General features: G+C 74.5%; 2 protein-coding genes. Both read right to left on the reverse strand.

Features of this window, described 5'->3' with window-relative positions:
* Nucleotides 1-911 (reverse strand): serine/threonine-protein kinase (locus tag ACWJ6R_RS35395; protein WP_449066389.1); only part of this gene is annotated, 911 nt, incomplete at its 3' end.
* Nucleotides 912-924: 13 nt separating this feature from the next.
* Nucleotides 925-2,010: hypothetical protein (locus tag ACWJ6R_RS35400; protein ID WP_449066390.1), on the reverse strand; the 1,086-nt coding region annotated here is incomplete at its 5' end.

Raw genomic sequence — 2,010 nt, forward strand, 5'->3', positions numbered from 1 at the left:
GACCGCCGCCGTCCGGCGCCGTCCGGCGGCACGGTGTCGCCCGCCTCGGGCGGAGGTTCCGGCGCGGCCCTGCGGCTCCCCTCCGGGAGGATCTCCCGCGCGGGCACCCGCCCGCCGAGCAACCGCATCAGGGCGCCCGCCGCGGTGGGCCGCCGGGCGGGCTCCTTGTCCAGGCAGGCGCTCACCAGCTCGCGCAGCTCGCCGTCCAGCTCCGCCGCCTCGCCCAGGTCCGGAGACCCGTTCAGGATCCGGTTGATCACCATGGGCGTCGGCCCGGTCCCGAACGGGGGCCGGCCGGTGGCGGCGCAGACGACGGTGGAGGCCCAGGCGAACATGTCCGCGGGCGTCCCTGCGCCCGACCCGTCGAACTGCTCCGGAGCCATGTAGGGCGGCGTGCCGATCAGCTCGCCGGTGCCGGGGGCGGCGTCCAGCACCCGGGCTATCCCGAAGTCGATCACCCGCGGCCCGTCCCGGCCGAGCAGCACGTTGGCCGGCTTGAAGTCCCGGTGCACCACCCCGGCCTGGTGGACGGCGGCCAGCGCGGTGAGCGTGCCGAAGACCAGCCGGACCAGCTCGGCCCCGTGCAGTGCGCCGCGCTCCTCGATCACCTGGGCCAGGCTCGGCCCGTCGACGTACTCGGTGACGAGGTACGGCAGGCCGCCGGCCACCCCCGAGTCCACCACCTGGGCGGTGCAGAACGCCCGGACCCTGCGGATCAGCCCGGCCTCGGCGAGGAACGGCTCCAGGTCGCCGGCCGTACTCCGGTGGAGGACCTTGACCGCGACGCGCTCGCCCCCGGCCGACTCCGCGAGGTACACCACGCCCTGCCCGCCCGCGCCGAGCCTGCCGAGCACGCGGTAGCCCGCCGGCAGCTGCGGATCCTCGGCGGAGAGGTGCGCGGAGGGGGTCATCGGCAGGGGGCCGTCAGCGCGGGGTGACCGGGTCGAACCTGAGGAAGGCGTCCGGTTTCCCGGGTGTCTCGACCAGCGTGCGCTCGACGGCGCCGAGGAGGTCCACGATCTGGTAGCGGACGCCCTTCTTGTACGGGACCCGCACGATGACGTGCTGCTCGTTGAACCAGCCGTGCCACTCCGCCTTGGCGGGCAGCGTGACGGTCGCCCGCCGGTCGCCCGCCTGGGTGCTCCAGACGCACAGGGTGCCGTCGCCCTTGGGGCAGAGGGTGGCGAAGAGGGCGCCCGAGGGGGAGAACCAGGTGGTGCTCTGCGGGCTGCCCACCCAGTGCAGGGACCTGGTCACCCGCCCGGACGTGTCGTAGACGTTGATCCCGGTCCGCTTCCCGTCCGAGAACCCGCGGGCGATCCGGCCGTCGGGCATGAAGGTGAACGGCCGCGCCGCGTCGTCGAGGTACTCGGTCTCCACGGTGGCGGCGGCGCGGGAGACCGGGTCGACGAGCACGAAACCGGTGATCAGCGCTTTCTCCTGGTCCACGATCGACAGCAGCAGCCGGGAGCCGTCACGCGACCAGACCGGGAACATCGTCCGCAGGGGCTGCTTGACCGTGGCGACCGTGAACCGCTCCCCGGCGGACGGGCTGATCAGCCCCACATGGTCCTGGTCGGAGTCGATGAACTTGAGGAACGGGTTCAGCGCCGTCCACCCGCCGTTCGGGGACGGCACCACCTCCTCGCCCACGCCGACCTGGCGGAAGCCCCCGGACCGCTCCCGCAGGTAGGAGGTGAACGGCTGCTCGGTCATCAGGTAGGCGCTGAGCTTGACGGGGTCGGACGGGTGCTCGTGGACGGTGACCGACGTGCCGTAGAGCTTGACCTCGGCGTTCGGCTTCCCGACCTTCTCCCAGGCCGCGGCGGTCGGCTGCGCCGTCGTGACGGGGCCGGGGGCGGCGGTGGGCGCCGGGGCCAGCGAACCGCCGGGCGAAGCCGAGGACTCCGGGGCGGCCTGCCGGACCTCCGCCGGCCGTGGCGGCGCCGCCAGGACACCGCCGCGCCGGAGACGGCCGCCACCGCGAGGAAGGCGCCGCCAGCAGCAGGG

This window comes from Planomonospora algeriensis (genome assembly GCF_977012225.1).